General features: G+C 73.4%; 7 protein-coding genes. 1 reads left to right on the top strand and 6 read right to left on the bottom strand.

What is annotated here, in order from left to right:
- Positions 1-109 precede the first annotated feature (109 nt).
- The 3 genes from TR48_RS36145 to TR48_RS36135 form a co-directional block, all read right to left on the bottom strand.
- On the bottom strand, positions 110-1,375 hold the full coding sequence (locus tag TR48_RS36145; protein WP_042374828.1) for a glucarate dehydratase family protein: 1,266 nt from the start codon (positions 1,373-1,375) through the stop codon (positions 110-112).
- Between the two features lie 147 nt (positions 1,376-1,522).
- Positions 1,523-1,930: a VOC family protein gene (locus TR48_RS36140; RefSeq protein WP_042374838.1), complete on the bottom strand. Its 408-nt coding sequence runs from the start codon at positions 1,928-1,930 to the stop codon at positions 1,523-1,525.
- 10 nt (positions 1,931-1,940) lie between these two features.
- Entirely contained in the window at positions 1,941-2,405 is a 465-nt protein-coding gene (locus TR48_RS36135) for a helix-turn-helix transcriptional regulator (protein ID WP_042374827.1), read from the bottom strand.
- Positions 2,406-2,600: 195 nt separating this feature from the next.
- Between TR48_RS36135 and TR48_RS36130 the strand changes: the two genes are divergently transcribed.
- The gene (locus TR48_RS36130) at positions 2,601-2,927 is read left to right on the top strand and encodes a hypothetical protein (RefSeq protein ID WP_042374826.1); all 327 of its coding nucleotides are present in this window, start codon (positions 2,601-2,603) and stop codon (positions 2,925-2,927) included.
- Between the two features lie 111 nt (positions 2,928-3,038).
- On the opposite strand, the gene TR48_RS39525 is transcribed toward TR48_RS36130, so the two are convergent.
- The 3 genes from TR48_RS39525 to TR48_RS36115 all read right to left on the bottom strand — a co-directional run bounded on the left by TR48_RS39525 (position 3,039) and on the right by TR48_RS36115 (position 5,135).
- Positions 3,039-3,941: a DUF4232 domain-containing protein gene (locus TR48_RS39525; RefSeq protein ID WP_052443332.1), complete on the bottom strand. Its 903-nt coding sequence runs from the start codon at positions 3,939-3,941 to the stop codon at positions 3,039-3,041.
- Positions 3,925-4,383: an RNA polymerase sigma factor gene (locus TR48_RS36120; protein WP_042374836.1), complete on the bottom strand. Its 459-nt coding sequence runs from the start codon at positions 4,381-4,383 to the stop codon at positions 3,925-3,927. The genes TR48_RS39525 and TR48_RS36120 overlap by 17 nt, the downstream gene beginning before the upstream one ends.
- Before the next feature lie 161 nt (positions 4,384-4,544).
- A complete protein-coding gene (locus TR48_RS36115; RefSeq protein ID WP_042374835.1) occupies positions 4,545-5,135 on the bottom strand; it encodes a class F sortase in 591 nt (196 codons plus the stop codon).
- Between the last annotated feature and the right edge of the window lie 6 nt (positions 5,136-5,141).

Below are 5,141 nucleotides of genomic sequence, written 5' to 3'. Positions count from 1 at the left end.
GCTCATGACTGCCTCCAGGGATCACAGGGCGCTCCTCCCGACGCTACCGAGGTCCCGCCGATCCCGCCGTGCGAGAGCCGCGCAAGCGGTCAAGGCGGCGCGACGGCCGTCACCAGCGCGGCTGGACCAGCCTGTAGGCGGGGTCGACGCGGCGCATGTAGCCGGTGTCGTCGCGAGAGCGCAGTCCGCAGTCGAGGTACTGCCGGTGGAGGCGGGTCAGCGCGTCGCGGTCGAGCTCGACGCCGAGGCCGGGGGCCGTGGGGACGGCCACGGAGCCGCCCGCGAAGGTGAGGGCCCCGGGGTGGACGACGTCCTCGTCCTCGCGCTTCCAGGGCCAGTGGGTGTCGCAGGCGTAGCCGAGGTTCGGGGTGGCGGCCGCGAGGTGGACCATGGCGGCGAGGCTGACGCCCAGGTGGGAGTTGGAGTGCATGGACAGGCCCAGGCCGAAGGTCTCGCAGATCCCGGCGAGCAGCCGGGAGCGCTGGAGGCCGCCCCAGTAGTGGTGGTCGGAGAGGATCACCCCGACCGAACCCGCGCGCACGGCGGCGGCCACCTCGTCGAAGCCGACCACGCACATGTTGGTCGCCAGCGGCATGGGCACCCGCGCGGCGACCTCGGCCATGCCGGGGATGCCTGCGGTCGGGTCCTCCAGGTACTCGAGCACGCCAGCGAGCTCCTTGCCGACCTCGACGGAGGTCTCGACGCTCCAGGCGGCGTTCGGGTCCAGGCGCAGCGGGAGCGTGGGGAACTCCTCGCGCAGCGCGCGGATAGCGGCGATCTCCTGCTCGGGCGGGAGGACGCCGCCCTTGAGCTTGGCGGCGGTGAAGCCGAAGCGGTCGACCATGCTGCGGGCCTGGGCGACGATCCCGGCCGGGTCCAGGGCCTCGCCCCAGGCGTCGGGCTCGGCCCCGGGGTGGGCGGCCCACTTGTAGAAGAGGTAGGCGCTGAACGGGACGCGCTCGCGGACCGCCCCGCCGAGCAGGTCGCTGACGGGCCGTCCGAGCAGCTTGCCCTGGATGTCGAGGCAGGCGACCTCGACGGGGGAGAAGACCCGGTCGACGGTGCCGCCGGTGGTGATCGTGCCGGTGAGCCCGTGGCCGTCGCTGCCGGTCGCCCCGGCGAGCGCCCGCGCGGCGTGCGCGTGGATGCGGTTGAGCGCGAAGACGTCCTGGCCGGTGACGGCCTCGGCCACGAGGCGCAGCCGGGCCAGGTGGCCCTCGTCGGCGTACGTCTCGCCGAGGCCGGTGACGCCGGAGTCGGTGGTGACCTCCACGATCGCGCGCAGCGCGAAGGGCTCGTGCACGCCCACGGCGTTGAGCAGCGGCGGGTCCTGGAACGCGACGGGAGTGACGGTGACGGCGGCGATCCGGCTCATGCAGGCTGCTCCTGGTTCCTGTATGTGAACGCGGGACATCTATGCGAACACCCTTGGGAACCGTATGACCGCCTCCGCGAACGCGTCAATCCCGGCCGCCGACGGCGGCCGGGATCGACGGACAAGGCGCGGGGAAGGCCGGGAGCGTCAGGATTTGGCGGCCTGGATCCGCACCATGTTGCCGGAGGGGTCGCGGAACGCGCAGTCGCGCGGGCCCCACGGCTGGTCGATCGGCTCCTGCAGCACCTCCGCGCCCGACGCGCGCACCCGCTCGAAGGTCGCGTCGACGTCGTCGGTGCTGAAGATGGTCGAGGGCAGGACGCCCTTGGTGAGCAGCTCCTGCAGGACGTCGCCGTCGGCCTGGGACCGGCCCGCGTGCGGCTCCGAGAGGACGACGGCCACCTCCGGCTGGTCCGGGCTGCCGAGGGTGACCCAGCGGAAGCCGCCGGAGGCGACGTCGTCCTTCAGGTCCAGGCCGAGCGCGTCGCGGTAGAACGCGACCGACTCGTCGACGTCGTTGACGGTGATGTGGCAGTACTGCAGCGCGATGGTCATGCCGTTCACGTTAGGCGGCCGTGTCGCCGCCTGCTTCTCGAATCCTGCTCGATGCCGGACGCGCCGCGCCGGCGGCCGGCTCGCGGGTGGGACGGGTGCGCACCTTGGCCTCGCAGGGGGGCATCGCGACCACCGCGCTGTGGTCGCGGTCGCGGTACGCGCTCGGGCTCTCCCCGACGATCTCGGTGAACTTCGAGCTGAACGAACCGAGCGAGGTACAGCCGACGGCCATGCACGCGTCCGTCACGCTCATGCCGCCCCGCAGCAGCGTCATCGCCCGCTCGATCCGCCGGGTCATGAGGTAGCTGTACGGGGTCTCGCCGTAGGCCGCGCGGAAGCGCCGGGAGAAGTGGGCGGGCGACATCAGCGCACGCTGCGCCATCGTCGGCACGTCGAGCGGCCGCGCGTACTCCCGGTCGATGAGATCCCGCGCCCGGCGCAGATGGGCGAGGTTGGCCAGTTCCTCCGGCGTCATGCCTTGAAGCTACCACCGGCCAGGAGCGTCCTGGCCCCGCGTGCCGTCGGGTGCCGCGTCGACAGCGCTGGGCGGTCGGTCCCGACACGGCGGACGGCATCTGTGAAACGAACCGTTTCTGCATTTTTGCCGAATCTATGGTGATTCCGCATCAATCAGATGGCACCGCACGGTGCATGCCTCGAAGGGCTTCTCATGCGTCTCCGCCAAGCCGCGGTCACCGCCGTCGGCGTGCTCGCCTTCGTCCTGTCAGCCTCAAGCCCCGCGTCCGCGGCGACAGGCGACTTCTACTACAAGGTCGGCCCGGGCGTGCCGACCGGTCTCGCCGACCCCGAGAGCGGCACATGCGTGAACCTGCCGTTCACCACCGACCAGGCCCCGGGCTTCGCGCCGGAGAACTACACCGACGCGACGGCCACCGTCTTCCTCGACCCCGACTGCAAGGGTGACACCTACTACGTCATGAACCCGGGCAAGCAGCTCGGTGACCGGTTGAAGCTGCGATCCGTGATCTTCTCCTAGGGCGACGGTGAGCCCCCGTGCACCGGCTTGTGCACGGGGGCGTTCATCGTGTGCCCGGCGACCACCGGGCCGGCGAGGCGAACACGAGGCGAACATGGCGGCGGCGAGGGGTCAGTTCGCCGGGTTGCCGGTGACGCCCGGGCCGAAGGGGGTGACCTCGAAGGTGCCGAGGCAGACGGTGACCTGGCCGGGGAAGACCAGGGAGGCGCGGCTGCCCGGCGGGTAGATCCGCAGCGAGGTCGAGGACGGCAGGCACTCCGAGGGGTTGTTCGTCTGACGGTTCACGGTGTGGATGGTGTCGCTCGCCGACGCGCCCGGAGCCAGCACCACCGGGGTGTAGGGCTGGTGCACGTAGGTCGCCGGCACGCCGATCTGACGGCCCGACGCGTCCAGCAGCGACAGACCCGGGTAGCCCGTCACATGGCACGGCGTGGAGCTGTGGTTGGTGACGACCAGGTAGATGTGGATCTGGCCCGCGCCCGCGTCGCCCCCGCCCAGGCGTGGAGCGAGCTGGTCGGCGGTGCACAGCGGGGTGCCGCCGGTCCCGCCCGTTCCCGCGGTCGTCGTGCCGCCGGTGCTCCCGGGCGCGCTCGCGCTCGCCGAGCCGCCCGAACCCGGCGTCGGGGTGCCCGTCGTGGGGGCGGCCGACGGGGTCGGCGTGGGGGAGCCGGCGCTGCTCGCGCCGGTGGCTGAGGGCTCGGGCAGGGAGATCGAGGGGCCACGACCCTGGCTCACGGGCGGGGTGACGACCTGGCCGGGGCCCTGGGGGGAGAACGTCCCGGTGAGGTAGACCGCCACCGCGAGCACGCCGGCGCCCGCCGTCGCCCCCAGCGCCGCTCGCCGCCGTCTGCGCCGGGACGCGCGCCGCCGCAGCTGCCCGAAGGAGCCCTCCGGGATGGGCAGCGGCTCGACGGGGCCGCGCACCAGCCGCACGAAGGGATCGGCCTCGGCGCCCCACCCGCTCGGGTCGTCCGCGTCGCCGTCCGGGCCGAAGCGGTCAGCGGATCGGGTCATGGAAGCCCCCAAGGGTCGCACGGAGCAGTTCGCGGGCGGTGTGCAGGTCGGACTTGACGGTGCCTTCGGCGCGGCCCAGGCGCGCCGCGACCTCGCGCACCGGCAGGTCCGCGAAGTAGTACAGCAGCACCGGGTCGCGCAGCCGCTCGGGGAGCGACTGGACCAGCAGCCGCACCGACGGCTCGTCCCCCTCGGCGGTCTGCCGCACCGACTCCTCCTGCTCCGCCCGGCGCAGCGCGCGCCGTTCGCGGTCCATTCTGCGCCAGTGGTCGCGCACCAGGTTGGCGGCGGTGACGTAGAGGAAGCCGGTCGGTTCGTCGACCTTGGTCCAGCGCGCCCACAGCCGGGTGAACGCCTCGGCGGCGATCTCGTGGGCGGTGCCGTCGTCGTCGACCAGACGACGGCACCAGCCCGCCAGGCGCGGGTAGAGGCCGCGGAACAGCTCGGCCGCTTCCTCCTCCGACGCCCTGCGGCGTTCCTTGCGTTCCCCGCGCCCCGCTTGCTCTGTGCGTTCCGCGCGTTCCGTGCGATCCGCGGTGACCGCCCCCCTCGTGACCTCGGGCCCGGCTGCCGCGGCCCGCTCCCGGTTCCGGACCCCGACGTTCAGGGCGTGGTCCCGGTCAGCGAGGCGTAGACGATCACGTTGTCCGGGTAGCCGCCGCCGCTCAGGTGCGGGCCGCCGCACGTGATGAGACGCAGCGCGGGGTGGTCGACGTTCCCGTAGACGGCCGCGGTGGGGAAGACGGACTTGCCGACGGTCTGCACCCGGTCGACGGTGAACACCGCCGTCGAGCCGTCCTGCCGCCGCACCTCGATCCGGTCGCCCGGGCGCATCCGCGACAGGTGCAGGAACACCCCGTCGCCGAACTGCCCGACGGTGACGTGGCCGAGGATCACCGACGGGCCGGTCTGCCCGGGCGTCGGGGTGCCGTCGTACCAGGCGGCGGGCGCGTTCGCCTCGATCGGCGGGACGCCCACCGTGCCGTCGGGGTTGAGCCCGACGGACATGACGGAGGCGTGCACGCCGATCGACGGGATCGTCAGCCCGACGGGCGCCGACCGGCCCATCGGGGCGGCCGGGGCGGACGCGGTGCCGCCGACCGACACCGGGGCCGCCGACGGGGAGGTGTCGGCGTGCGCGGCGCAGCCCGCGAGCAGCAGCCCGCAGGCCGCCAGTGCGACGCCTGCCCGCACCGGCCG

The sequence above is a fragment of the Streptacidiphilus neutrinimicus genome (assembly GCF_000787815.1).
Lineage (GTDB): Bacteria > Actinomycetota > Actinomycetes > Streptomycetales > Streptomycetaceae > Streptacidiphilus > Streptacidiphilus neutrinimicus.
The sequence above is the reverse complement of the archived record's forward strand: the minus strand, read 5'-3'. Positions and strand labels throughout refer to the sequence as shown.